General features: G+C 44.7%; 24 protein-coding genes. 16 read left to right on the forward strand and 8 right to left on the reverse strand.

The genetic code is table 11. From position 1 onward, the window contains the following. Positions 1-165 precede the first annotated feature (165 nt). From ispG to dxs, 7 genes are all read left to right on the forward strand, one after another. Positions 166-1,242, forward strand: a complete 1,077-nt coding sequence (gene ispG / locus JEY82_RS01110) for a flavodoxin-dependent (E)-4-hydroxy-3-methylbut-2-enyl-diphosphate synthase (RefSeq protein ID WP_304081785.1) — start codon at positions 166-168, stop codon at positions 1,240-1,242. Further along, positions 1,243-2,985: a proline--tRNA ligase gene (locus tag JEY82_RS01115; RefSeq protein WP_304081787.1), complete on the forward strand. Its 1,743-nt coding sequence runs from the start codon at positions 1,243-1,245 to the stop codon at positions 2,983-2,985. It begins immediately after the preceding gene. 79 nt (positions 2,986-3,064) lie between these two features. Then, positions 3,065-4,468 (forward strand): exodeoxyribonuclease VII large subunit, encoded by a 1,404-nt coding sequence (xseA, locus tag JEY82_RS01120; protein WP_304081788.1) that lies wholly within the window; start codon positions 3,065-3,067, stop codon positions 4,466-4,468. 17 nt (positions 4,469-4,485) lie between these two features. Then, positions 4,486-5,385: a M23 family metallopeptidase gene (locus JEY82_RS01125; protein ID WP_304081790.1), complete on the forward strand. Its 900-nt coding sequence runs from the start codon at positions 4,486-4,488 to the stop codon at positions 5,383-5,385. Positions 5,386-5,410: 25 nt separating this feature from the next. Beyond that, positions 5,411-5,653 (forward strand): exodeoxyribonuclease VII small subunit, encoded by a 243-nt coding sequence (xseB, locus tag JEY82_RS01130; protein ID WP_304081792.1) that lies wholly within the window; start codon positions 5,411-5,413, stop codon positions 5,651-5,653. Beyond that, positions 5,643-6,533: a polyprenyl synthetase family protein gene (locus JEY82_RS01135; RefSeq protein WP_304081794.1), complete on the forward strand. Its 891-nt coding sequence runs from the start codon at positions 5,643-5,645 to the stop codon at positions 6,531-6,533. Before xseB ends, JEY82_RS01135 begins: the two co-directional genes overlap by 11 nt. A 136-nt stretch (positions 6,534-6,669) precedes the next feature. Further along, a complete protein-coding gene (dxs, locus tag JEY82_RS01140; protein ID WP_304081796.1) occupies positions 6,670-8,589 on the forward strand; it encodes a 1-deoxy-D-xylulose-5-phosphate synthase in 1,920 nt (639 codons plus the stop codon). Between the two features lie 75 nt (positions 8,590-8,664). Here dxs and JEY82_RS01145 read toward each other — a convergent pair whose 3' ends face one another. The 3 genes from JEY82_RS01145 to JEY82_RS01155 form a co-directional block, all read right to left on the reverse strand. Further along, positions 8,665-9,183 carry a hypothetical protein gene (locus tag JEY82_RS01145; RefSeq protein WP_304081797.1) on the reverse strand — a complete coding sequence of 173 codons (519 nt, stop codon included), beginning with the start codon at positions 9,181-9,183 and terminating at the stop codon, positions 8,665-8,667. 131 nt (positions 9,184-9,314) lie between these two features. Next, positions 9,315-10,994, reverse strand: coding sequence for a long-chain fatty acid--CoA ligase (locus tag JEY82_RS01150; protein WP_304081799.1), 1,680 nt, complete (start codon positions 10,992-10,994; stop codon positions 9,315-9,317). Between the two features lie 113 nt (positions 10,995-11,107). Next, the gene (locus tag JEY82_RS01155; protein ID WP_304081801.1) at positions 11,108-11,746 is read right to left on the reverse strand and encodes a hypothetical protein; all 639 of its coding nucleotides are present in this window, start codon (positions 11,744-11,746) and stop codon (positions 11,108-11,110) included. A gap of 139 nt (positions 11,747-11,885) precedes the next feature. On the opposite strand from JEY82_RS01155, the gene JEY82_RS01160 reads away from it, so the two are divergent. Then, entirely contained in the window at positions 11,886-12,851 is a 966-nt protein-coding gene (locus JEY82_RS01160; protein ID WP_304081802.1) for a chemotaxis protein, read from the forward strand. A gap of 61 nt (positions 12,852-12,912) precedes the next feature. Here the strand turns inward: JEY82_RS01160 and JEY82_RS01165 are convergent, their stop codons facing one another. The 4 genes from JEY82_RS01165 to JEY82_RS01180 form a co-directional block, all read right to left on the reverse strand. Continuing rightward, positions 12,913-13,191, reverse strand: coding sequence for a hypothetical protein (locus JEY82_RS01165; RefSeq protein WP_304081803.1), 279 nt, complete (start codon positions 13,189-13,191; stop codon positions 12,913-12,915). Positions 13,192-13,212: 21 nt separating this feature from the next. After that, on the reverse strand, positions 13,213-14,202 hold the full coding sequence (locus JEY82_RS01170) for an NAD(P)H-dependent glycerol-3-phosphate dehydrogenase (protein WP_304081805.1): 990 nt from the start codon (positions 14,200-14,202) through the stop codon (positions 13,213-13,215). Positions 14,203-14,401: 199 nt separating this feature from the next. Beyond that, positions 14,402-15,754 carry a multiheme c-type cytochrome gene (locus JEY82_RS01175; protein WP_304081806.1) on the reverse strand — a complete coding sequence of 451 codons (1,353 nt, stop codon included), beginning with the start codon at positions 15,752-15,754 and terminating at the stop codon, positions 14,402-14,404. Positions 15,755-15,772: 18 nt separating this feature from the next. Beyond that, positions 15,773-16,342 carry a NapC/NirT family cytochrome c gene (locus JEY82_RS01180; RefSeq protein WP_304081807.1) on the reverse strand — a complete coding sequence of 190 codons (570 nt, stop codon included), beginning with the start codon at positions 16,340-16,342 and terminating at the stop codon, positions 15,773-15,775. A 288-nt stretch (positions 16,343-16,630) separates the two neighbouring features. Between JEY82_RS01180 and JEY82_RS01185 the strand changes: the two genes are divergently transcribed. The 8 genes from JEY82_RS01185 (at position 16,631) to JEY82_RS01220 (ending at position 24,145) form a co-directional block, all read left to right on the forward strand. Further along, a complete protein-coding gene (locus tag JEY82_RS01185) occupies positions 16,631-17,107 on the forward strand; it encodes an Lrp/AsnC family transcriptional regulator (RefSeq protein WP_304081808.1) in 477 nt (158 codons plus the stop codon). A gap of 64 nt (positions 17,108-17,171) precedes the next feature. Continuing rightward, entirely contained in the window at positions 17,172-18,440 is a 1,269-nt protein-coding gene (hemL, locus tag JEY82_RS01190; protein ID WP_304081809.1) for a glutamate-1-semialdehyde 2,1-aminomutase, read from the forward strand. An 89-nt stretch (positions 18,441-18,529) separates the two neighbouring features. Beyond that, on the forward strand, positions 18,530-19,573 hold the full coding sequence (locus JEY82_RS01195; protein ID WP_304081810.1) for a cobalt-precorrin 5A hydrolase: 1,044 nt from the start codon (positions 18,530-18,532) through the stop codon (positions 19,571-19,573). Beyond that, entirely contained in the window at positions 19,459-20,313 is an 855-nt protein-coding gene (gene cobJ / locus JEY82_RS01200; RefSeq protein ID WP_304081812.1) for a precorrin-3B C(17)-methyltransferase, read from the forward strand. Before JEY82_RS01195 ends, cobJ begins: the two co-directional genes overlap by 115 nt. Before the next feature lie 139 nt (positions 20,314-20,452). Then, positions 20,453-20,854, forward strand: coding sequence for a cytochrome c3 family protein (locus tag JEY82_RS01205; RefSeq protein ID WP_304081814.1), 402 nt, complete (start codon positions 20,453-20,455; stop codon positions 20,852-20,854). A 68-nt stretch (positions 20,855-20,922) separates the two neighbouring features. Further along, entirely contained in the window at positions 20,923-22,932 is a 2,010-nt protein-coding gene (locus tag JEY82_RS01210; protein WP_304081815.1) for a hypothetical protein, read from the forward strand. Between the two features lie 292 nt (positions 22,933-23,224). Next, on the forward strand, positions 23,225-23,410 hold the full coding sequence (locus JEY82_RS01215; protein WP_092160263.1) for a hypothetical protein: 186 nt from the start codon (positions 23,225-23,227) through the stop codon (positions 23,408-23,410). Further along, on the forward strand, positions 23,411-24,145 hold the full coding sequence (locus JEY82_RS01220; protein ID WP_304081817.1) for a ubiquinone/menaquinone biosynthesis methyltransferase: 735 nt from the start codon (positions 23,411-23,413) through the stop codon (positions 24,143-24,145). A 5-nt stretch (positions 24,146-24,150) separates the two neighbouring features. Here JEY82_RS01220 and JEY82_RS01225 read toward each other — a convergent pair whose 3' ends face one another. Then, positions 24,151-24,360 carry a DUF2065 domain-containing protein gene (locus tag JEY82_RS01225; protein WP_092160402.1) on the reverse strand — a complete coding sequence of 70 codons (210 nt, stop codon included), beginning with the start codon at positions 24,358-24,360 and terminating at the stop codon, positions 24,151-24,153. Positions 24,361-24,366 lie beyond the last annotated feature (6 nt).

Raw genomic sequence — 24,366 nt, forward strand, 5'->3', positions numbered from 1 at the left:
TTAAAAAGTTTTGGGATTCTTAAACCCTTTTCCCAAAAGGGTTTAAGCTGCCGGAGGCCATTCTTTTCTTAGTACTGGCTATGGTTGGCTCCGTGGCTGATATATATTATGCTCCTGCTCACGCATTTTTAGTTAATCGCGATAATTGAATAAATCAGGTGAAAAATGATCAATAGAAAAAAGACTCGTGAACTGTTCATAGGGAACGTGGGAATCGGCGGAGACAATCCTATCCGTGTTCAGTCCATGTGTAATACCGATACTCGTAACGTGCTTACTACCGGAACGCAGATCAATGCTCTGGCAGAGGCGGGTTGTGAGATTGTGCGGGTAGCTGTGCCGGACGAAGAAGCGGCCGCCGCTTTGGTGGAAATTCGTAAGAATTCTCCTGTCCCATTGATTGCGGATATTCATTTTGACTATCGTCTTGCCCTTGCTGCGATTGATGCCGGAATTGACGGACTGCGTATCAATCCCGGTAACATAGGCGGAGAAGATAAGGTTGATGCTGTTGTTTCAGCGGCAAAAGACCGCAGAGTTCCTATCCGCATCGGGGTTAACGGCGGTTCACTGGACAAGGCACTGCTTGCCAAGTATGGCGGACCCACACCAGAAGCAATGGTGGAAAGTGCTTTGGAACATGTGGCTCTTCTTGAAAAAAGAAATTTTCATGATATTAAAATATCGCTGAAATCCTCCTCCGTTTTGAACACCATAGCCGCTTATAAATTACTGTCTGAGAAGGTTGATTATCCTCAGCACGTAGGCATCACCGAGGCCGGAACTCTTGTTCGCGGAGCGGTAAAGTCTGCGGTGGGACTTGGTATTTTATTCTGGGAAGGTCTGGGCGACACCATGCGTGTTTCACTGACCCATGATCCTGTTGCCGAAGTGGGAGTTGCGTGGGAAATTCTGCGCGCGCTTGGTCTTCGTGAAAGAGGGCCTGAGATTGTGTCGTGTCCTACCTGCGGAAGAACAGAAATAAATCTTATTGAACTGGCTCAGCAGGTAGAAGAAAATCTGCGTGGTGTTAAGGATGTGTTTACCGTTGCCGTTATGGGTTGCGTTGTAAACGGACCGGGAGAAGCTCGCGAAGCTGATATCGGTATTGCCGGAGGCCGTGATCTAGGTATTATTTTTAGAAAAGGTGAAGTTGTCCGCAAGATTCGGGGGGCTGAAAACCTTTTGCCCGAATTTATGAAAGAGATCGAATCATTTTTGGAAGAAAAAAGAGGAAAATAAATGCGTTTAAGCCGTTTTTACATACCAACATTGAAAGAAGATCCTTCCGACGCGGAAGTTGTTTCACATAAACTTCTCATGCGTGCAGGGATGATCCGTAAAGTTACCAGTGGAATTTACAACTATCTGCCTCTCGGACTTAAATCCTTGAACAAAGTTGCAAATATCGTTCGCGAAGAAATGAACCGTGCTTACGCTCTCGAAGTGCTGATGCCTATGGTTCAGCCCGGTGATTTGTGGCAGGAAACAGGCCGTTGGGATTTTTACGGAAGTGAACTCCTCAGAGTGAAAGACCGTCACGGGCGTGACTATTGCCTCGGACCTACGCACGAAGAAGTTGTGACTGACCTAGTTCGTGGCGAAGTTAAATCATACAAACAGCTTCCGATTAATCTGTATCAGATTCAGACCAAATTCCGTGACGAAATCCGTCCCCGTTTCGGCCTGATGCGCGGTCGCGAATTTGTTATGAAAGATGCCTATTCCTTTGATAAGGATGAAGCCGGAGCAGAAGAATCCTATCGCTTGATGTTTGAAGCGTATAAAAAAATATTCTCCCGTATCGGGCTGCGTTTCCGTCCTGTTCAGGCTGATTCCGGTGCTATCGGTGGTGACTTTTCGCATGAATTTCATGTTCTTGCTGATACCGGTGAAGATACAATCGCCGTTTGTTTGAATGAGAAATGCGAGTACGCTGCCAACCTTGAAAAAGCTAAAGTGAATGCTCCGGCAGATGACAGCGCAAGTAAAGCTGAGTGTCCTGCAATTGAAGAAATTGCGACACCCGGTACACATACTGTTGAAGAAGTCTGTGCATTTCTTGAAATTTCTGCTGACAAGCTTGTTAAAACTTTGCTGTTTAACGTTGACGGTGAGCCTGTTGCGGCCCTTGTTCGCGGTGACCGTGAAATTAACGACGTTAAGCTTAGAAATCTTATGGGTGGAAATGAGATTGATCTTGCTTCCGAAGATGAGGTTAAAGAATGGACAGGCGCTCCTGTCGGCTTTGCCGGACCTGTTGGTCTGAAGGTAAAACGTATTTTTGCAGACCATGAACTTTGCGCTTCAACCGACTGGGTTGCCGGTGCAAACAAGGGTGATACTCATATCAAGCATCTCTCTCTTGGTCGCGATTGTAAGATTGAAAATTTTGCAGATCTTCGCGTCATTACCGAAAGTGACCCCTGCCCTGATTGCGGCGGTAAGATTGAGTTCACTAAAGGTATCGAAGTCGGGCATGTTTTCAAGCTCGGTGAGAAGTATTCCAAAGCAATGGATGCTACTTTCCTTGATGAAAATGGCAAGAGTAAACCAATGATCATGGGTTGTTATGGTATAGGGGTTTCCCGTATAATGGCTTCTGCTATTGAGCAGAATAATGATGAGAGCGGAGCTATTTTCCCTCCAGCCATCGCTCCTTTTGAACTTTGCTTGATCTCACTAGGCGGCAAAGACCTAGCCGTTGGCGAAAAAGCCGAAGAACTCTACGGACAGCTCATGGAAATGGGTATCGATGTTGCTTATGATGACCGCAAAGAAAGGCCCGGCGTAAAATTCGCTGATGCTGATCTTATCGGCTATCCAATGCAGCTCGTGCTTGGCGGAAAAGGACTCAAAAACGGAATTGTTGAAGCTAAGAATCGCAAAACCGGCGAAAAAATTGAGCTTCCGCTTGAAGGTTTCGCAGAAGCATTCACCGCATGGCGCGCAGAAATCTGGCAGTCATGGGGACTTACTTTATAGTTTAGGGAATCCAGAGAGGCGGAATCTTTTTTAAAAAAGGTTCCGCCTCTCTGATCGCCTAAGTTTTTTTTCGTCATATATGAAAATATTTTCAGTCAGTGATATCACCCGCGCCGTTAAGGACGTTCTGGAAGCCGAGTTCCCTTTTATATGGGTAAAAGGACAGGTCACTAATCTTGCACGTCCTGCATCCGGCCACATTTATTTTACGCTTACTGATGGTGAGGCTGGGATTTCTGTTGTCTGGTTCAAGGGCAATCAGCGGGACAGTGTAGGTGAAGGTCCGGCTGGGAGTCCTGCCGAGGAAACCGAGAGGATCAATCCTCTGACGGGCGAAGTTGAGTCCGGCGGAACGCTTAAGATTGAGGACGGCATGGAGATTCTCTGCGCCGGACATATGAATGTCTATCCACCTCGGGGATCATATCAGCTTATTGCAGAGCTTATTCAAGAGCAGGGCGTCGGTGATTTAAGATTGGCTTTTGAAGCTATGAAACGCAAGCTCGCTGATAAAGGATATTTTTCTGAAGACCGCAAAATGGAGATTCCGCGTTCTCCGTCAAAAGTTGCGGTGGTAACGGCTCCTTCGGGCGCGGCCATAATGGATTTTCTGCGTATAGCAGAAGGGCGCGGAACCGGTGCTGAGATCAGAATTTATCCTTCTCTGGTTCAGGGAGATAAAGCACCTGCTCAGATTGCTAAAGCTATTGATAAAGTTTGCGATGATGGATGGGCGGAAGTTCTCGTACTCATTCGCGGCGGCGGTTCTCTGGAGGATTTGTGGGCGTTTAATACCGAGTCTGTTGCTGATGCGCTTTTCAGGTCAAATGTTCCCGTTGTCTGCGGAGTCGGGCATGAAGTTGATACGTCCATTGCAGATTATGTTGCTGATAAACGGGTTGCAACTCCCAGTCATGCCGCTCAGGAACTCTGGCTCAGACGCGAAACTCTTATGCAGGGCGTGGATGAGCTGGAAAGCAAGCTGATCCGCAGTTATGATAATTTTTTGAAAGTCCGTAAGTCCAGCCTTGAAACGTTGCGGAAAGGGCTGTCGTGGCTTTCACCTTCGCAGAGAATTGATAGACTTCTTGAATCGTTCAGTGATGAACAGTTGAGACTCAAAAGAGGCGCAGATCTTTTTGTAGAGCGTAAGACTTCGGAACTTGGCGCGTTGGTGTATAGGCTGTGCTGTTCCTTTGATGAAAGGCGTTTTGATAGTCTTAATAAAGAATTATCCGACCTTTCAGCCAGACTTGAGAGAAGCGGAAAAGTTTTTATAGATAATAAAATTTCTGAATTTGACAACATAGCTAATTCCCTGCGAATGCTTGATCCTGAGATGCCGCTCGAACGTGGATATAGCCTTGTTACCGTTGAGAAGAGCGGAACCTTTTTGCGAAGCCCTGATGAAGTTGTGGATGGCGACGGACTTTTTGTTCGAGTGAAGTCTGGAGAAATACGTGCGAAAGTTGCGATCAAATGAGAATCGGAGATATTAAATTGAAAAATTCCATGCGATATATAAAAATTCTGACACTCGCAGTTACTCTTTGTTTATTTATAGCGTCATCAGCTTTCGCGGCTGTTTCTCTGGCCTATCCCCAAAAAGCGGGAATTGGTGAACCTTTTATGGTCAGAGTTACTTCGAATAAGAGTTTGGATTCAGTTTCTGTAAAGTGGCTCGGCGTAACGGTTCAGCCTGAAATAAGAAAGTGGAAAGGAAAATCTGTTGCTCTTGTAATGTTCGGAACAGATGTTCTTGCTGATAAGGCCGGTAAAAAGGAGTTGATTATACGCGCTGTTGAGGATGGAAAAGATCGCAAGTTCAGCCGTAAAATTAAGATTTTTAGTAAGAAATATAAAGTTCAGCGGCTTACCCTGCCTGAAAATATGGTCACCCCCCCGAAAGAAGAACTTGAACGTATCCGTAAAGACCGGGTAGAAGTTAAAGCTGCTAAAGAAACTCAATCTGAAAAAAGAATGTGGTTTGTTCCATTTCAAAGGCCGACAAAAGGAGCTCAGTCGAGTCCTTACGGAGCCCGGAGAATTTTGAACGGCAAGCCTAAGAATCCTCATCGGGGACTGGATTTCCGGGGAGCCAAGGGAACAGCTATTTATGCAATGGAAGATGGAAAAGTTTTACTGGTTAAAAACCATTACTACGCTGGTAATTCTATCTACCTTGATCACGGAAACGGGGTTGTCACGATGTATTTCCATCTTTCGCAATTCGATGTTAAGGAAGGCGACATGGTTGAGAGAGGCCAGACAATCGGTCGTATAGGATCAACCGGAAGAGTAACCGGACCGCATCTGCATATGAGCGTAAGTGTTCAAGGCCGTCTTGTTGACCCTCGCTTTGTGTTGGAAAAAAATACGGATAAGCTGCTCGGTCTTTAAGCCGATGTCAGATGAAGATAATTATATGAAAGACAACAAAAGTTTTGAAGAAAGACTGGAACGTTTGAAAATAATCGTTGCAGGTCTGGAGCGGGGCGATCTTCCCCTTGAAGAGGGCGTTGCTCTTTTTAAAGAAGGACAGGCTCTTGCGAAAAATTGTGCGGATCAACTCCAGAAAGCCGCTAATGAAGTTAAAATCGTCGGCGATGGATTAATTGAAGATTTTGAAGCTAAAGTTGAAAATGAGGATATGACGGATGACAGTTAAAGAAAAACTTGCGGTACATGCTGCAGAAGTTGAAAAATATCTTTCAGAATGTCTTAAGGGGCAAGGCATTCCTTATGGTTTGCTTGAATCAATGGATTACAGCCTTCTTGCCGGCGGAAAGCGGCTTCGTCCCGTGCTGGTACTTGTCTGGGCACAGATGCTCGGAGCCAAGAAAGAAGCGGTTATGCCCTTTGCCGCAAGTCTCGAGATGATTCATACTTATTCATTAATACACGACGATCTTCCCGCAATGGATGACGATGATTTGAGACGCGGCAAGCCTTCCAATCATAAAAAGTTCGGTGAAGCTACCGCAATTCTTGCCGGAGACGGACTGCTGACAGAAGCATTCGGTTTTATGGCAAAAGCTGATGCTCCGGCAGAAGTCGTAGTAGAAGCTATAAGCCTTATGGCCCACTCTGCGGGTGCTAGCGGAATGGTCGGCGGTCAGACTGTAGATATGGAATATACCGGTCGTGATGGCATAACTCTTGACGAGCTCAAAGTTATGCACGCAATGAAAACCGGAGCTTTAATTCTTTCCGCTTGTAAGTCGGGCGCTATTCTGGCTAAAGGGGTGGGGGCGACCGAAGAAGATGTCAGACGCGCGGAAGAGTATGGCCGTTTGATTGGAGTCGCATTTCAGATTGTTGATGATGTCCTTGACGTTGTCGGTGACGAAGCTTCTCTCGGAAAACCTGTGGGAAGTGATGAAGAGCAGGGTAAGTCTACTTATCCCAGTCTGATTGGACTTGAAGAAAGTAAAGAGCTTGCCCGCAAATATGTGGACGAAGCTGTTGAGTTGCTTGCTCCTTATTCCGGCGCAGAAGCGGAGTTGTTATCAGAGCTTGCTCAATATATAGTTGATAGAGTGTATTAATCGTTGTTTTTTATGAAAACACGATGGCGTTTTTGTGTTAGGTGGTTAACACTGTTAAGTAATACTTAAGTCTACTTGTGTGACATTGCCTACGTTTTTTTTGGGGAAGTATAACCCGGTGCGAGGTTCGGGGAATATGAGCAGTTCTGAAAAGTCATGTAAATGCGGGGATTATCCTCTGCTTAAAAGTATAAAGAATCCTGTCCAGATTCAGGCTCTTGGAAAAGAAGAGCAGCTTCAGCTTGCTGATGAATTGAGGCAGTGTATTATAAATACCGTTTCCAAAGGCGGCGGGCATCTTGCTCCTTCGCTTGGAGTTATTGAATTAACCATAGCACTTTTTAAGTGTTTTGATTTTGATACTGATCGTATTGTCTGGGACGTAGGTCATCAGGCTTATGCCTATAAAATCTTGACCGGACGTTATGAGAATTTTCATACGTTGCGCCACAAAGACGGCATCAGCGGTTTTCCGCGTATGGCGGAAAGTCCATATGATCATTTCGGTGTAGGGCATTCAAGTACGTCTATTTCCGCCGTTCTGGGCATGGCTGTTGCCAATGACCTTGATGGCGGAGATCGTAATTGTGTTGCTGTAATCGGTGACGGGTCCATGACTGCGGGAGAGGCTTTCGAAGGTCTTAATCAGGCCGGTGGAATGAAGCGTAAAATGGTTGTCGTTTTAAACGATAACGAGATGTCTATCTCGGCCAACGTGGGTGCTTTGTCTTCGTTCCTCAGTCGTAAGCTGTCTCATCCTGTTCTGACCAGATTCAAAAAAGATTTTGAAGGTCTTCTGAAACAGATTCCTAAGATCGGGGACGATCTTGCTATGTATGCCAAGCGTGGCGAAGACTCTTTTAAAAGTTTCTTCACCCCGGGAATGCTTTTCGAAGCACTTGATTTCACTTATCTGGGACCGATTGACGGGCATAATACCGAGGCCCTTATCGAAGTTTTCGAACAGGTTAAAAAACTTGATACTCCTGTACTTGTTCATGTTTTAACAACCAAAGGTAAGGGGTATGCCCCTGCTGAAAATAATCCTACTTATTTTCATGGGGTTGGAAGTTTCGAGCCTGAAACAGGTATGGCTGCCAAGTTTAAAGGCGGACTCCCTTCATATACTGAAGTTTTCGGTAAGACTCTTTGTAAGCTTGCAGCTAAAGATGATAAAATTGTAGCCATCACTGCTGCAATGCCTGAAGGAACCGGAACAGATTGTTTCAGAGAAATTTTCCCTGACAGATTTGTCGACGTAGGTATTTGTGAGCAGCATGCTGTGACTTTTGCCGCCGGACTTGCAACTATGGGTTACAAGCCTGCTGTTGCGATTTATTCGACATTTTATCAGAGGGCATATGATCAGATAGTGCATGACGTTTGTCTGCAAAATTTGAATGTAAACTTTTTCCTTGATCGCGGTGGATTGGTCGGCGCTGACGGCGCGACTCATCACGGCGTTTTCGATATGTCTTTCATGCGTCATATTCCTAATATTATCTGCATGGCTCCTAAAGATGAATCTGAGCTTGCACGCATGGTTGCAACTGCTATTGATTTTGACGGTCCTGCTGCGGTTCGTTATCCGCGTGGAGTAGGAATCGGCGCTGTACTGGAAAAAGATCCTTCTCTTCTTGAAATAGGCGAAGGAGAACTTCTCCGTGATGGATTTGACGGGTTACTGATTACTCTGGGTTCCAGAGTCTGGCCTGCCGTTGAAGCTGTTGAAGAACTTGACGATGAATCCGGTAAATCCGTAGCAGTCTTCAACGCACGCTTTTTAAAGCCGCTGCCTGAAAAACAGATTCTAGAACTGGCTGCCCGTTTTAAACGGATTGTCATTGTTGAAGAAAATGCTAAAGCCGGTGGATTCAGTTCCGCTGTAGTTGAGTTGCTTGTTGATTCAAACGCAATTGACGGGCATCATATAAAACGGCTTGGTATTCCTGATCGGTTTATTGAGCATGGAACACAGAAAGAACTTCGTGAAGAACTCGGTATAGATAAGAATGGAATGAAAAAGGCAATGCTTGAATTGCTGAACAAAGAGTAGTTTTTACTAGACTAGAAAGTATAAAATCCTGCCGGAGTAATTCGGCAGGATTTTTTTATGGCTGAACTGATGAGTTTAATTTGTTTTTAAGAGCAGTTTTCCCGAATCAGCAGTAATCCCGTCAGGTGCTTTTTCCCCGAAAGTTTGAAGAATAAGATCTGCATCTACGATTACACCCTGTTTCAGAAGGCCGGGACCGCCTTCTTTGGCTATCAGGTTGAAGAGTTTGACTGTTACGAGCATTTCGCCTTCACCTACATCTTCGGTGTTTTTCGCACTTATTTCGCTGCGAAATGCGCTGATAGCCGTATCTCGTCCCATCGCCATTCCTGCAACGCCGGGCAATGCTCCTGAAAGTGATAAAATATCACCGTCTTTTACTCTGACCGAATCAATGTCGTCCGCAGGGCAATTATTCAGGAAAACAGTTCGAACTCTTTGTTCTATATAATCAGGAGCAAAACCGACACAACTTTTAATAAATTCCCGTATGCTCATTCCTGCTGTTCCGCGCACACCGACTCCTTTTTGAAGAAGCGTTACAGTGCCGGGTGTTTCTGCTGTAATGGTTATAGGAATCATATTTTTATACATGCTTATCTCCCTTTGCTTCATTCGTTTAATACAGCTCATTATGTTTTTTTAAACATAATGAGCTGTATTATTTGATTTATTAACAATGGGTGTAAGATGTAGCTTTGTCAAATATGAGTGGTGAATTTTATTTATTTCTTTTTCTGAGCTTCCTCTTCGCGCAAAGCCCGTCTCAATACTTTTCCTACCATTGTTTTAGGTAGTTCTTTGCGGAATTCAACTTTTCTGGGGACTTTATATCCGGCCAGTTTTTCGCGGCAATAGCCAATAACTTCTGTACGATCCATGGATTGCCCTTCTTTCAGGACAATATATACTTTAATGACTTCGCCGCGGGTTTTGTGCGGCAAGCCTACTGTTACTGCTTCTTGAATTTTGGGGTGTTCATATAAAATTTCATCTACTTCACGAGGGTAAATATTGTAACCGCTGGATATGATCATATCTTTTTTGCGGTCAACTATATAAAAATATCCTTCCTCGTCCATGTAGGCGATATCCCCGGTGTAAAGCCAGCCGTTGCGTAAGGCTCCGGCAGTTTCATCGGGTTTATTGTAATACCCTTTCATGACTTGAGGGCCGCGAACAATAAGTTCACCCATCTTACCGGGAGGGAGATGCAGACTGCCCACTTCCATATCAACGATTGCGGCATCGGTGCCTGGAAGAGGCACACCGATTGATCCTGCTTTTTTCGTGCCGTCAAGAGGATTGAGATGTGTCACCGGGGAAGCTTCTGTCAGTCCGTATCCTTCAACTATTGTTGAACCGAATACGGAGTTAAACTGTTGAATTGCTTCAACAGGCATAGGCGAAGATCCGGAAAGGCAATATTTGATTGAAGCTATATCGAACTTGGCCAATTCTTTTTGCTGGAGCAGAGAAATGTATAAGGAAGGTGCTCCGGGGAAAAGAGTCGGCTTTAATTTGTGCATAGCCTTAAGGACATCCAGCGGCACATAGCGCGGGAAAGGAACCATTGTAGCCCCTAAGGATGTCGAAAAATTAAGACAGACAGTAAGTCCGTATATATGGAAATACGGCAGAATTCCGAGAACAACCTCTTGCTGTTGTCCAAGCTTATGCAGCATTGCGTGGAATTGCTGTATGTTGGCCCCGAGGTTTGCGTGCGTGACGTTACACCCTTTAGACAGTCCTGTGGTACCCCCTGTATATTGAAGCAGGGCAGTGTCTTCTAATGGACGAATATTGGGTGCGGAGTAAGTTTCTTTTCCTTCCAGCAACGTTTTCCATTTCAGGATGGATGAACCGTTGTATGGAACTTTAGGCGTATTATGATTTTTTAAGCTTTTCAGATTATATAGCTGTTTGAGCGGGAATTTTAGAGCGTCTGAAATTCTTGTGATGTAATATTTACGGACAGGTAATTTGTCGCGCAGTTTTTGCAGCTTGGGCCAAAGCATATCCAGAGTGATAATTATCTGGGCGCCGGAATCATTTATTTGATGTATGATTTCGGTTTCCATATAAAGAGGATTGGTCAATGTGACGACTGCACCTGCTTTAAGGACGGCCCAATAGGATATAATCATCTGCGGGGTGTTGGGGAGCATTAATGCCACCCTGTCACCCGTTTTGATTCCGTTTTTGCGGAGGTTGGCCGCCATTACTTCGGCTGCGTTTTTCAGCTTTTCATAAGTAATAGACCAGTTTTGAAATTCTATAGCTTTTCGTTTAGGCCATTTTTCAGCTGTTCTGTCCAAATAGTCAAAGAGAGGGCAATTATTAAAATCCAGACTCTTTGGTACTTCAGGGTCGTAATGATCAAGCCATGGGCGATTAAGTTTCACTCAACACCTTCCAATTATTCAATATTTATCTGATACCCTTGAATCAAGGGCAGGTTTCAGCTGCAAAGAGGCGTGAGTATATGGATCAGTTTAAGTTCTGGCAAGTATGTATATTAATTGCGAGTCGCCGGGGTAAAAATGGATAAAATATAGTCAGTTAAGCCTTTATTTGCTCCCGTACCGCATTCTGAGAAGGGACATCCCAAGGCGAAGGGAACTTCCAGAGGTCTCGGTGTGCCATGGTAAACGACGAAATCCCGCTGTGCTTTATCTTCTTTTATGAGAACCTGCATGGTAATAAAACAAGTGTCGGGGCCGCTTTTTATTTTTTGAATTTCAGGAGACCATTCGCTGATTAAAACCGGATAACTATTGAAGAAAGGCCATCCTCCGTAGTTGTCTACTTCGAAACCGACTCTTTCAGATCTTCGTTCTACTGCCAGTTTGGGAGAAATACTTCCGATTCTGGCTTCAATAAGGTAGTTTACGTCACCGTTCGGGGAATAATGATAGCCTAATCCTTCGAGAGCTGTGATAATGTTCTGTTCGATGGGAACAATACCGGATTCAAGGTTTTGAGCACTGCCGTCGCCTTGTAATTGAAATAGTACAACTTTGACATTAAAAGAACCTGAACTGGGGTTAAATACAGTCATCGGAACTGCCGGCTTCGTGTTGTGGCTGGAACAACCTGTTATCATCAGCAGGAACATGACCGTAATTAATTTTATAATTGCAGATTCTTTAAGCATAGTATCCTCTGTTTTTTTTATAATAAATATTGCTAAGTGCTTTCGTATACCATTACAGTTAATGGGGCAAACAGATTGCGAAAGCCGGCGTTAAACTTTTATGGTAGAGTCTCAATATCGAAGTTGAGTGGGGTAATTTATGAGCGGGAATGATATCTTGTTGGATGCTGGAACAAATGAATTTGAAATAATTGAATTTTTTATTGATGACGCTGACGCTGGCTCTGGCGTCCAAAATAAAGATTATTTCGGAATCAATGTTGCCAAAGTTTTGGAAGTTGTGGAGGCTCCGAAGGGACTTCATTCTGCCGAAGGCGCTCCGCACCCCAGCTATCTGGGAACAATGTCGCTTCGGGATATGATCTTACCGGTGATTGACCTTTCCGTCTGGCTCGATATTCCCCGTAAGGAATCGGAATTTCAATTGATTATAGTAACTGAGATCAATTCGGTGGTTACTGGTTTTCTTGTTAGTGGAGTAACGCAGATTCATAGAATCGGTTGGACTGATTTAAAGACTCCCAACAAGTATATAGCGGATATGGATACAAACTGTATCACGGGAACAATCAGTATTAAGGATCGTTTTGTTTTAATGATCGATCTTGAAAGAATTTTGGGTGAGCTTGATCCGGGCATGGCCGAGAATCTGGAAGGCGGAGGAGCCTTGGCTCCTGAAAAATGGTCTGCACTTATTGTTGATGATTCCGCTTCTGTCCGCGTTCTGCTGAATAAAAATTTTGAAGCGGCTAATTTCGATGTACAGCTTTTCACCAACGGGCTTGAAGCATGGGAAGGATTGCTGGCTATGCGGGATAAAGCAAAAGAAGGCGGAAAATCTATTACAGACATGGTGGATGTGATTGTTTCGGATATCGAGATGCCTCAAATGGATGGTTATACGCTTACCCGTCAGATCAAGGAAGATGCTGAACTGTCAAAGCTGCCGGTGATTTTGTTTTCTTCGCTGATAACGAAGGGGCTTTATCATAAAGGTGAGAAGGTTAAAGCAGACGATCAGGTCACCAAACCTGAATTCGGGGCTCTTACAGGACGGGCCATAACGCAGATTGAAAAATATAAAGCTAAACGGGCCGAAGCTTAACATTACAAAAACCCCTGCCGGATATTCCGACAGGGGTTTTAATCTTTTTGACTTCAGCTGATTATTTTTTATACCAGCCGCGTCCGGTCATACATTTTTCAAAAGTATTTGCCTGAGCATAGTTGCCGGAAAATTCAGCTTGGTATGTAGTTGGTTCTGGAGGTGCTCCGTCTGTTTCTGCTCCAATGGGAACCTGCTGCGCTGCTCGTTGCCGACAGAAAGCTTTATCTTTTGCAAGAATTTTATTCCGCTGTGCAGGGTCAACTATATTTGAATTATGCCATGAGGAACATCCGCCTAAAATCAGCAGTGTAGCGATAACTGTTAAAAGTCTTTTCATAGCTAACTCCTTTTCCGTTTTTTATTCTGGTTTAAGATCGCGTCCCATCAGGTCGCGAACAGCTGTTGCCGGGTTTTTGTCTTTGTATAGGATTTGGTAGACTTGTTCGGTTATGGGCATTTCCACACCTAACTTTTGAGCTAAGGCATGAACTGATTCCGTTGTTTTAACTCCTTCCGCTACCATTCTCATTTTGAGAATTTCAGAAAGCTTAAGACCTTGTCCCAGCTTTAAACCGACCTGTCTGTTTCGGGAAAGATCTCCTGTACAGGTAAGCACCAGATCACCGAGTCCTGAAAGTCCCATAAAAGTTGCGGGGTTCGCACCCATTGCAACTCCAAGTCTACTCATTTCTGCAATTCCCCGGGTAATGAGCGCGGCCCGGGCGTTATGTCCGAATTTAAGACCGTCAGCGATTCCTGCTGCAATGGCCATAATATTTTTTATAGCGCCGCCAATCTCAACTCCTCGGAAATCGGGGTTGGTGTAGACTCGTACGTAATCACAGGCGAAAATTTCTTGAACTTCTTTGCCTAATTTTTCGTCTTCACAGCCAAATGCCAGTGAAGTAGGCATTTCCGCGCTTAGCTCATAAGCAAAAGTCGGGCCGGATATATGTCCGTATCTGGGGTTTAGTCCTTCAAGTGCTTCGAAAATTACCTGCGACATTGGTGCGCCGGTGTTTAGTTCTATTCCTTTGCTTGCGCAGATAATAGCTGGATTCTGGGGGAAAAATTGTTTTAAATCGCTGAGTGCGGAGCGCATAAACTGACTCGGAACAACCAGAATAAAGTAGTCTGCGTCCTTCATGACTTTTTCAGGGTCACTGTCACAGATAAGTTTTTCGGAAAGCTCAAAGTCCGGTAAAAAGACTGTGTTGCGTCCGGTTTTCTTTATTTCATCAACAAGTTCCTGCTCTCTGACCCAAAGACTGACATTGTGATTATTTTTGGCAAGGGTGTTTGCTAAAGTTGTGCCCCAAGCTCCGGCACCGATAACAGCAATTTTCATATTTACTCCTTCAAGACAAAACATATTGGGAATTCCGCAGAAAAAATGAGACCATCTATTCGGCGGATATAATTTGCATTAACGTACTCAGGGCAAGGTACTCATACTAAGTGATTATGGCAACCTGCATAAACGTAAAAAAGGGGCCGCACAATGTGCGGCCCCTTCTGTTTGAATTGTTGACGAAATGGTGTGCGGCCTAGAGAGGTCCGGTGCTCATTACGTGAGACAGTTCTTCAATCTTACCGTTCTTAATACGGTAGTCATAGATCTTCTGCATGTCCTTGTAGACTTGGAAGACCTGGAAGAAACCATGCCAATGTGCATAGTCAGGTCCATTCATAGCTGAACCCTGACGGGCACGTCTGCCGCAATGATGCCAGAGGTAATACATCAGTTCCTGGAAGCCGTCATCCCAAGGTTCATCAATAAGAAGGAGGTTCTTTTCAGCAAGTTCCTTCTGCATCTTAGTCGCTCCGTCCCAATATGTGTTGTAGAGTTCTACAGCATCATCAAGGGTCTGGCGTTGAACATTGGTGTGAGTGATTCCGTGACAGTTAGCACATACTTTACGCATGAGTTTGTCGCCTTTTTCGCCGTCACCACGTTCGCCGCTGCGGATAACGCTCTTCTTGTGCATGAGGTCCCACTTGAGGCGTTCATTGATGTTGTGAGTCGTGCTCAGTTCACCGATTCCGCTCATGTGACATACTGCGCAGGTAGGAGCATCGTAGTCGCCCGGCTGCCAGGCGTCAGGAGCACTGTCCCATCTCCATTCTTCACCGTGGGTGAGATAGCGTTGACCGTGCTTGCTTTCCAGATAAATTTCGATATCCGGATGGTCCGGTCCTAAATGACAGCTGGCGCAAGCTTCAGGCTTACGTGCTTCTTCAATGGAGAACTTATGTCTGGTATGACAGACAGTACAGGTTCCGATTGATCCGTCAGGATAGCGTGTTCCGACACCGCCCGGCCATGTGTTTTTGATAGGTTTGTTATCAGGTCCGAGTTCAACCTGAGTTCCGTGACACATCTGACAACCGGCTGCACGTGAAGCCATGTTCTGAGGTGTGTCTGCTTTCACTCCGATAAACTGGGCACCTTCATAATAGTACATCAGTTTGAGGAATTTTTTGTTTTCGATGACCGGAGCACCGGCAAGTTTTGCATGTCCGCTTTTCAGGAACTGCTCAACTTCTTGCGGGTGACAACGGGAACATGTTTTGGAAGACACCATTGGTGAAATGAAGGTATTAGTTCCTTTCAATCCTTCACATTGACTGGCCATGGGCGAAGTTTTTTCAACAATGTGACAGTCATAACAGGAGACTGTAGCGTGGGCCATTTTGCCTGTTTTCCAGTCTTCTACAATCCCGGGTGTTTTCTTGGCATGACACTCAATACATTTTGTAGCATCTTCCGAAAAACCTCTTTTAACTACCAGCTCTTTAGGAGCAAGGTTGGGAAAAGGAGCTTCCGCAGCATAAGCGGCTGCAGCGGATAGCGCGATAAGCATCGCGGCTACAACTAATTTAATCATCTGCTTCAACATGATTACCCCCAATTAAAATCATAAGTCCTTTTTGAAGAACTTGTTGGTCATTTCAATCATGTCTTTGTGACCGACATGCGGGTGACAACTGGCACATTTTTTATCAGTCTGTCCGTAGAGATAAGCCCGGTGGGCGAGAAGAGCCCCAGGTTTGACACCTCTTGGTTCAAGCTTAACATGGCAATGCCTGCAAGCGCTGTCGTAGGTGAATTTTAACCTGTTCTTCTCGGCATTTTCGGCCCAGTCGAACTCTGAAGGGTTGAACGTGATATGATGGATTACGTCACTTGTTCCGGTAATTGCTTTGGTTGTAAGATATTCTAGAAAGTTTCCGTGCGGCAGGTGGCAATCAACACACTGAGCTGCAAAGCCCTGCGGATTTTCTCCGCCGTGTACAGATTTTTGCCAAGAAGCTCTGAACGGTTTCATTTCATGACACGTTTGACAAAATACATCCGTATTTGTCGTGTCTATCATAAACCCAGATGCAAGCACCGTAACAATTGCTACCAAAAGTCCCGTTGCAACTCCCCAACGCCATTTTCGACTGAAACCGCCACTCCCTTTTAGTTTAGGGTTGTCTGGCATTTTTTCAGTCACCTCCATGCTGTTAGGAGTTATCTCTTTTAATTCAAATCCTTAATGTCAAAATTTTCTGAGCATACCTCCTATAAAAAATTATTATCAATATGACTATCTCATTGGTAGAAATTTAAGTCCATAAGTTAGGTCAAAAAAGGTGATGTCTGTCTGTACAAACGGCTGATGGTAATTAATTGTGTTTCAGCCCTTGAGGATGATGTGATATGCGGGTATCACCATTTTTATAAAAACGAATCCGGCCCGAAAGATTCAGGCCGCAGTCAAGGATGGGATATGGCTATAAAATTTACCGAGATTGAAGAGAATATTTTGGCACTTGCTGGCAGTACCCTTTCTGAGAGTGCTACGCCCTATGCTGATATAGCTGAGAAAGCCGGAACTGATGAAAAAACAGTTCTTGAGTTGTTGACTCGTCTTAAAGATGAAAAAATAATTCGCCGTTTCGGTGCCACTCTCAGGCACCAGAAGGCAGGATACGGAGCTAACGCAATGGTTGCGTGGCGTGTGGAAGAATCGCAAAACCCCGAGAAAATCGGTGAGCAGATGGCTAAAAGGCCGGAAATCAGCCATTGCTATCTGCGCACTGTTTATCCTGACTGGCCTTACAATTTGTATACGATGATTCACGGCAAAGGTCCTGATGACTGCAAAAAAGTAGTCAAAGAACTGATGGCGGAAACGGGTGTCACTGATCATTGCATTTTGCGGAGTCTTAAAGAACTCAAAAAGACTTCGATGAAATATTTCTAATTTTCAAATCCCTCAGAACGTGGGGATTTAATAAATACTACTCAACAGATAAGGAGTGTCTTTTATGGCTTCATCTTCTGATCTTTTTAAGCATGCGCAGGAAGTCCTTCCCGGCGGTGTTAACAGCCCTGTAAGAGCTTGCAAAAGCGTCGGCTGTGAACCTCTTTTTATAGAAAAAGCTGACGGCAGCCGCATGTGGTCTGTCGACGGACAGGAACTCATCGACTATGTAATGAGTTGGGGGCCGATGATACTCGGTCATGGTTATCAGGCAATTAAAGATGCCGCGCATAAGGCCGTAGATATGGGTGCAAGTTTCGGCGCTCCCTGTCCCGATGAAATTACTCTAGCAGAAGAAATCATCAAAATGATCCCTTCTATCGACATGGTTCGCATGGTTAACTCCGGCACCGAAGCAACTATGAGTGCTCTTCGCCTCGCACGCGGTGTGACCGGCAGAGATAAAGTACTCAAGTTCGAAGGTTGTTACCATGGTCACAGCGATTGTTTTCTCGCCAGCGCCGGCTCCGGTCTGGCAACTTTTTCTATTCCCGGAACTCCCGGTGTTCCCGAAGGCACAGTAAAAGATACTTTGCTTGCTCCTTATAACGATCTTGCAGCAGTTAAAGCTGTCTTTGAAAAAGAAGGCAAAAATATTGCAGCCATTATCGTTGAACCTGTAGCCGGTAACATGGGGCTCGTTCTGCCCGCTGAAGGATTTCTTCAGGGACTTCGCGATATCTGTGACGAATACGGCGCACTCCTGATTTTCGACGAAGTTATCACCGGATTCAGAGTAGCTTCCGGCGGCGTGCAGAAACGTTTCGGAATCGAAGCGGATCTCACCACCCTCGGAAAGATTATCGGCGGCGGTTTCCCCGTAGGAGCATACGGAGGCAAGCGTAAGTACATGAGCCGCATTTCTCCTTGCGGTGATGTTTATCAGGCTGGAACTCTTTCCGGTAATCCCGTTGCTATGGCAGCAGGAATCGCAACTCTCCGTACATTGCAAAAACAGGATTATGATGCTCTTGAAGCTCGTACTCTTAAGCTTGCTCAGGATCTTAAAGCTGCGCTTGAAGCCAATGGTTTCAGCATTCATTTGAATCACATTGCTTCAATCTTTACCCTGTTCTTCACAGACAAACCGGTAACAGATTTTGAGTCCGCAAAAAACGGTAACGCAGATGTTTATTCCGCATTTTACCGCCACATGCGCGCAAAAGGATTCAACCTCGCACCATCAAGTTTTGAATGTACATTCACTTCTTTCGCTCACAGCGAATCAGATTACGAAGTTACTTTAGAAGCAGTTAAAAGCTTTAAAGGTTAGTTTGTAAGACGTTGACGTTATAAAAAAGATTGCATTAAAACGGGAAGGGGAGACTCTTCCCGTTTTTTTACATCATTAAGAGAAGTCTTATGAACAGCCATAAAATAGCCATATACGCCCTCACCGCCAAAGGCGCAGAACTTGCGCGTGACATTGCTCATTCAAAAAACGTGGTTTCTTACGTTCTTGAGCGATATGCCGAAGATAGTGATATTTCTTTTACGCAATTTCTCCCGCTTATCGCAGAAACTTTTTCTCTTTATGATTCACATGTTTTTGTTATGGCTACGGGTATTGTAGTTCGTTCAATAGCTCCGCATTTGCGCTCGAAGGATATTGACCCTGCTGTGGTGGTACTTGATCAAGAAGGACAGTTTGCTATTTCACTTGTTTCGGGTCATCTGGGCGGGGCTAATAATCTAACGCGGGCGATAGCCGAGAATATCGGAGCTACCGCTGTGATTACTACTGCCACCGATTGTTCCGGAATTCCTTCAATAGATATGATTGCTTACGATAATGAACTTGAGATCGGTGATATCGGTTTAATTAAGCATGTTAATGCCGCCCTGCTGGATGGCGAGAAGGTCGGGGTCTACGATCCTGAGCCTTTTCTGGACATAGAGGGTTTGAGTGATTATTTTTACAGAGTTGAGGACGTTGTTGATTTAATTGAGCTGCGTTGCGGGGTTTGTGTTGACTGGCGGGTTCATGATTTGCCGGAAAGTGTTTTGAAAATTTATCCGCAATGCTTACGGCTCGGGGTTGGATGCCGCAGGGGGGTTCCGGCTGTGGAGATCCGAGGGCTTATTGTGGCAGTTTTGGCTGATCACGGAGTTGCCGGGCAAGCTATTGCTTCTATGGGCACTATTGATGCTAAAAATGATGAAGAGGGGATGCTCGAATTTGCGGAGCGTATGGGGCTTGAGATTAAATTTTTCAGTGCGGATGAATTAGATAAAATTGAAGGGACTACTCCTTCGGGACTGGTCATGAAACATATGGGAGTTGGCAGCGTATGCGAAGCGGCAGCAATGAAACAGGCCGGGGTTCAGGACTTGATAATTCCGAAGAACAAAAGTGCACGGGTTACAATGGCTCTGGCGAAGGATTTTCGGGTAAAGGATATTTGAAAATTGTGGGTCTCGGGCCGGGCGATGAATGTTTAATGGCTCCGCAGGCACTGGAAGCTATCCATCAGGCTGACGTTGTGGTAGGGTACACTGGCTATATAAAGTTGATCGGTCCTAATTTGCTTGAGGGAAAAGATGTTTTATCCACCGGTATGATGGCAGAAGTTGAACGATGCCGCAGGGCTGTGGATGAAGCTCTCTCTGGTAAAAAGGTTGTGATGGTCTGCAGCGGGGACCCCGGTATCTATGCCATGGCCGGCCTTGTTATGGAGCTACTTGAAGTTCGCGATCTTTTCAAAGATATTTGTTTTGAGGTCGTTCCGGGGATACCGGCTTTTGTTGCGGCGGCGGCCTTACTCGGAGCGCCGTTGATGCACGATTTTGCTTCTGTCAGCTTAAGTGATCTGCTCACCCCTTGGGATAAGATCGAAAAAAGACTTAAGTGTGCCGCTGATGCTGACTTTGTTATCGCAATTTATAATCCTCGCTCTAAGAAAAGGGCCGGGCATTTAAATGATGCTATAAGAATTATAAAGGCATTTCGGTCCGGAACAACTCCTGTGGGAATTGTGAACAAGGCTTACAGGGAAGGTCAAAGGATTCAGTTAGTGACTCTTGATACGGTAAATGAGCAAGATGTTGATATGCAAACAGTCCTGATTATTGGTAATTCTTCTACCAGAGCTGTCTCGGGTAAAATGTTAACCCCGCGTGGTTATGCTGGAAAGTATGACATATGATAAATCTGGAAAAGTGTTTAATTTAGTAGCGGTTAATAGATTGTTTTTGCTGAGTGTGCTTGACATGGTTTTTTTTCTAAATTAAATCCTCATGAAGACTGTAATTAGGTTAACGTTATTTTAATGGAGGAAACTTAGGATGAAAAAGACCTTATTGATTTGTATGGTTACAGCAGCATTGGTATGTGCTTTCGCACTTCCAACTTTGTATGCTGTAGACGCTCCCGGCGACATGGTTTTGAAAGCACCTGCCGGTGCTAAGATGACCAAAGAGCCTGTTAATTTTTCTCACAAAGGGCATGCAGCTCTTGACTGTAAAAAATGCCATCACACATGGGACGGCGCTGCTGCAGTAAAGAAATGTTCTGATGAAGGTTGTCATGTTGACACAAGTAAAGAAGGCAAGAAAAAGCCTGAGTCCTTCTACTCTGCTTTCCACGCTAAGTCTGAGCAGAGCTGCGTAGGCTGCCATAAGGCTTTGAAGAAAGCTAAAGCTAAGACTGGACCTACTAAGTGTGGCGACTGTCATCCTAAGAAGTAAGTCTTCTTGATTTTGTAATGAAAGGGGGCTTACGGGTCCCCTTTTTAAATTTTCACAGAGGGTAAGCTATGACCCCGGATTCACCGGATAAGCAGGCAAAGGATGAGGTTCTTGACCTTAATGATATCGCGGAAGAAATCGTTGAAGACGATGCTTCTGGAGGTCATGATGTAGATGCCAGTTTCGAGCAGGAACTTGAAGACCTTTTTTCCGAAGATCTGGAGCTTGAAGAGCCCGCTGTCGTTAATCATGAAGACGATTCAGAGGATGAAGATCTTCTTGTGCTCGATGATGTTATCGAAGAAGTCAGTGACGAAGATCTGATGATCCTTGATGACGTTGTGGAAGAAGAGGAAGAAGATATTCTGGAACTAGATGATATCCTGGAACTCGATGACATTGTCGAGGAAGTTGATGAATTAGAATCTCCGGATTCTGATACAGATGATCTTTTAGAAAATTTTGATCTCGGTGAAGAATCGCTTATGGCTGAGGCGGATGATTCCGTTGAAGGTGAGATTGATCCCGAAGGCTTAGATAATGTTATCGATGAGCTGGGCGGAGAAATTACCGTTGCCGCAGATGATGAAGAGGATATTGATAACCTGTTTGACAGCGACACAGATGTCGCGGACCTTGATCAACTGTTGGAAGAGTCCGGTGATAATGACGAGATAGGTGAACTTGATGATTTGCTTGGTGAGGTCTCTGACGGAGTGGATCTTTCCGGTCTGGGAGAGGATGTTCTTGCAGATGAAGATATTGAAGGACTGCTTTCGGACGAGGAAGATATTATAGAGATTTCCGAAGAAGGGCTCGAACCTCTCGATGATGTTCTTGACGTGGATTTTGATGTCGTAGACGAACCGGTCGAAACAGTAGAACCTGTCGAAACAGTAGAACCTGTTGAAATAGTAGAGCCTGTTGAAATAGTAGAGCCTGCTGAAACAGTTGAGTTTGAAACAGCAGAAGTTATTGAAATTGAACCGGTTGAAGTTATCGAGACTGTTGAGGTTGCCGAAACCGTATTAGACGCCGAAGAAGATTTTGAAGATGTTGACCTTGATGTCGACCTCGATTCAATCCTTGAAAGTACCACAGATTTAGATCTATCCCTTACTGCTGAAGATGAAGAGCTTGATACATCATTTGATGATGCAGAAATTCTTGATTCAGATAGTGGTGATGATATTATGCTGGATGACGACGATATAGATCTCGGAGAATTGCTTGAAGATGTTGATATAGATTTTTCCGATCTTGATGAAGAAGAGTCTATGCAAATTGATGAACCCGTTTCTGCCGTTGTCAGTTCTGAAGCTGTTGATGACTTGACTGATAAAGTTGAGTTTCTTGATTCAGAGTTAGCAAAAATGAAGGGGCTTATTGAAGCAACCGCTGTTGGATGCCGGGGTGCTAATCTTGAGGAAAAAGTAGGTCTGGCGGAAAAACGTGCGGAAGACCTTGAGAATTCGCTTTCTGAAGCTTCTGAAAGGATTATAGATCTGGAAGAAAAAGTTGCTCAGATTGATGCTCTTGAAAGTACTGTTTCTTCTTTGTTGGCTACCGTTCAGGGGCTTGAAGAACGATTGTCAGGAGGAGAGATTGAGTCTGTTGTCGGGCAGAAGTTAAGCGAAGAGCTTAAAGCTGATTCTCCCGCTGTGATTGCAATTGCCGCTACGGCAGCTGACGAGATACAGGCACAAGTTGAAGAACAGATTCAGATTGGACTTCGTGAAATTCAGGTTGAAATAGGTGAGCGGGTAGCAGCGGTAGAAGGAAAACTTCAAAATGCTCCTGATGTGGAAGAGCTTGTGCGGAAGGAATTGGAAAAAGAACTTGATCCTGATTCAACATCGTTTTACCGCATAAAGAGCCGTCTTACAGAAGATATTGAAGATTATCTGGCTCCGCGTTTAGTTGAAAAGATAGAAGATATAAAGGGCGAAATTGAAGAAGCCTTTAAATCTTCTATCGATGATATTCTGGCTGAAAAGCTCGAAAAATCGGTTCCGGCCGAGGCTGCACGTATTATTCGTGAAGAAATTGCGGCTCTTGCCCGAGATTTTGAAGAATAGACAAGCTAAAAAAATACAGATTAATTTAACGGTCCGCTGGAGTAATTTCCCGGCGGGCCTTTTTGGTTTATGTGCCTTAATTCTTGAGGATTATTGTCCGCTTCACAGGCTCTTTGTTGCGATTTAGGGGTAAATAAGCGGGTCGACTAAATAGGGGTCTCATGTTAAAGAGCCTCTCAAAAGAGAGGGGCTTTCCAGTTTTTTTCTTTTTACCCGCCCGGTAGCCCTACCTGTGGAGGTCGTGGCCATTTCCCCCGGGCGGGGTTTTTTCAGCGTAAGCAGGAGGCATATTATGGATAAAATTGAGAAGCAGGCTTTGCAGGTAACTAAGGAAATCGTAGTGAAATTTATTGAAGTGGGAAGAATTTCTCCTTCTAATTTTTCTGAGACTTTCAGTTCAATTTATGCCGATGTTATAGCATCTGTCAGATTGCAGCAGCAAAGTAAGCCGAAAGACGCCAGTGGAGAATCTGAGTAGATGCAGGATCAGACACACCAGGAGCACGGTAAAAAAGTTGCGGCCATGTTTGGGCGCATTGCCGGATGGTATGATTTTTTGAACCACGCTTTGAGCGCGGGGCAGGATATTTACTGGCGGTATAGGCTGGTAAAGTTAGTCCGTCCGGCTAAGAATGGTTTGGTACTTGACCTTGCTGCCGGAACTCTTGATGTTTCTGTGGAACTGAAGAAACAGTATCCGGACATTAAAGTTTTAGCTATGGATTTTGCTTTTCCTATGCTTGCTTGTGGTAAGTCTAAGAAGCTCGACGGAAAGCATGAGCACACCAGAGGGGCTTCTATTGCCGCCGTACAGGCTGACGGAAAGAAACTGCCGCTGCCGGATTCCTGTCTTGACGGAGCAACTATCGCGTTTGGAATTCGCAATATTCTTCCTCGTGAAGAAGCTTATAAAGAGATTTTGCGAACACTGAAACCCGGTGCCAGATTTTGTATTCTTGAATTCGGTTCTGGACGCAAACGTATATGGAAAGGTTTCTATAATTTTTATTTGAATAGAATCCTTCCGCTTTTGGGAAAGGTTGTATCAGGCGATTCCGGAGCCTATACTTATTTGGCAGATACAATCCGTTCTTTTCCGGATGAAAGAACTTTGGGCACAGAGCTTCGTAACTCAGGGTTCGGCCGAGTTATGTTTATTCCGTTGCTTTCCGGTATTGTATATATTCACGTGGCTGAAAAGCCGGCAGAATAAAGTCGTCAGAGTTCTGCAAGAGATTGTCCGAAAGAGATCAGCAATAATCCGAAGATCATTGCGATAAGCCCCAGAATACGTAATTGTTTCGGGCCTCTTTCGATAATAGAAATTAGAATTCTGGGCATACGCTCAGAAAACAAAAAGTATGGAATTCCTTCAAGAATGAAGGCCAAGCCTAGGGCTGATAGCAGAAAAGACCAGTCAATATTCATAATAGC

The sequence above is a fragment of the Maridesulfovibrio ferrireducens genome, assembly GCF_016342405.1.
GTDB classification, from domain to species: domain Bacteria; phylum Desulfobacterota; class Desulfovibrionia; order Desulfovibrionales; family Desulfovibrionaceae; genus Maridesulfovibrio; species Maridesulfovibrio ferrireducens_A.

Coding starts and splice junctions, on each gene's coding strand:
- ispG (WP_304081785.1), top strand. CDS start 166: ATGATCAATAGAAAAAAGACTCGTGAACTGTTCATAGGGAACGTGGGA.
- JEY82_RS01115 (WP_304081787.1), top strand. CDS start 1,243: ATGCGTTTAAGCCGTTTTTACATACCAACATTGAAAGAAGATCCTTCC.
- xseA (WP_304081788.1), top strand. CDS start 3,065: ATGAAAATATTTTCAGTCAGTGATATCACCCGCGCCGTTAAGGACGTT.
- xseB (WP_304081792.1), top strand. CDS start 5,411: ATGAAAGACAACAAAAGTTTTGAAGAAAGACTGGAACGTTTGAAAATA.
- JEY82_RS01135 (WP_304081794.1), top strand. CDS start 5,643: ATGACAGTTAAAGAAAAACTTGCGGTACATGCTGCAGAAGTTGAAAAA.
- dxs (WP_304081796.1), top strand. CDS start 6,670: ATGAGCAGTTCTGAAAAGTCATGTAAATGCGGGGATTATCCTCTGCTT.
- JEY82_RS01145 (WP_304081797.1), bottom strand. CDS start 9,183: ATGTATAAAAATATGATTCCTATAACCATTACAGCAGAAACACCCGGC.
- JEY82_RS01155 (WP_304081801.1), bottom strand. CDS start 11,746: ATGCTTAAAGAATCTGCAATTATAAAATTAATTACGGTCATGTTCCTG.
- JEY82_RS01160 (WP_304081802.1), top strand. CDS start 11,886: ATGAGCGGGAATGATATCTTGTTGGATGCTGGAACAAATGAATTTGAA.
- JEY82_RS01165 (WP_304081803.1), bottom strand. CDS start 13,191: ATGAAAAGACTTTTAACAGTTATCGCTACACTGCTGATTTTAGGCGGA.
- JEY82_RS01170 (WP_304081805.1), bottom strand. CDS start 14,202: ATGAAAATTGCTGTTATCGGTGCCGGAGCTTGGGGCACAACTTTAGCA.
- JEY82_RS01175 (WP_304081806.1), bottom strand. CDS start 15,754: ATGTTGAAGCAGATGATTAAATTAGTTGTAGCCGCGATGCTTATCGCG.
- JEY82_RS01180 (WP_304081807.1), bottom strand. CDS start 16,342: ATGCCAGACAACCCTAAACTAAAAGGGAGTGGCGGTTTCAGTCGAAAA.
- JEY82_RS01185 (WP_304081808.1), top strand. CDS start 16,631: ATGGCTATAAAATTTACCGAGATTGAAGAGAATATTTTGGCACTTGCT.
- hemL (WP_304081809.1), top strand. CDS start 17,172: ATGGCTTCATCTTCTGATCTTTTTAAGCATGCGCAGGAAGTCCTTCCC.
- JEY82_RS01195 (WP_304081810.1), top strand. CDS start 18,530: ATGAACAGCCATAAAATAGCCATATACGCCCTCACCGCCAAAGGCGCA.
- cobJ (WP_304081812.1), top strand. CDS start 19,459: ATGCGAAGCGGCAGCAATGAAACAGGCCGGGGTTCAGGACTTGATAAT.
- JEY82_RS01205 (WP_304081814.1), top strand. CDS start 20,453: ATGAAAAAGACCTTATTGATTTGTATGGTTACAGCAGCATTGGTATGT.
- JEY82_RS01210 (WP_304081815.1), top strand. CDS start 20,923: ATGACCCCGGATTCACCGGATAAGCAGGCAAAGGATGAGGTTCTTGAC.
- JEY82_RS01215 (WP_092160263.1), top strand. CDS start 23,225: ATGGATAAAATTGAGAAGCAGGCTTTGCAGGTAACTAAGGAAATCGTA.
- JEY82_RS01220 (WP_304081817.1), top strand. CDS start 23,411: ATGCAGGATCAGACACACCAGGAGCACGGTAAAAAAGTTGCGGCCATG.
- JEY82_RS01225 (WP_092160402.1), bottom strand. CDS start 24,360: ATGAATATTGACTGGTCTTTTCTGCTATCAGCCCTAGGCTTGGCCTTC.